Consider the following 708-nt stretch of genomic DNA (forward strand, 5'->3'; position numbering starts at 1 on the left):
GTGCTACTTTTTATAGCGTTGTAAAATCAAAGACTTAACAGAACTCTGATAATTATCATTGGCTTTTTAGATCAAGGGTTTAGCGAGATTTATGTGATTCTGCTCATCATTTAGCGATGAATAGGTAGGATTAAACCTCATATTGTATTACTTTATATGAAGTTTAAGAATTAGATTGAAATTCAAATACAGAAACTCTTCATCGAGGGTGATAAAGAACATGACTACACAACCAATACTACTAACGGACGCGGAAATTGAAGCACTTCATTTAGAAGTTGGCCGTTCAAGTCTAATGGGTAAGACGATCGCAGCGAATCAAAAAGAGCTGGAAGCCTTCATGCGTTTACCTATTGACGTGCCAGGGCATGGCGAAGCGGGTGGTTACGAGCACAACCGTCACAAACAAAACTACACATACATGAACCTAGCTGGTCGTTTGTTCCTTATCACTAAAGAGCAGAAGTACGCTGATTTCGTTACTGAACTATTGGAAGTATACGCAGACAAGTACCTGACGTTTGATTTCCATGTTCAAAAGAACACAAACCCAACGGGTCGTCTTTTCCACCAAATTCTAAACGAACATTGCTGGTTAATGTTCACTAGCTTGGCGTATTCGTGCGTTAAGTCTACTTTGACGCAAGAACAGCGTGACAATATTGAGTCTCGCATCTTCGAACCTATGCTTGAGATGTTTACGGTGAA

Annotated in this window: 1 pseudogene; it reads left to right on the forward strand. The window is 39.8% G+C overall.

Annotated elements, in window-relative coordinates:
* Positions 1 to 220: 220 nt before the first annotated feature.
* A pseudogene (locus tag KIV40_RS30820) lies at positions 221 to 708 on the forward strand (chondroitin lyase); the annotation flags it as partial.

This window comes from Vibrio sp. D173a, from assembly GCF_030248475.1.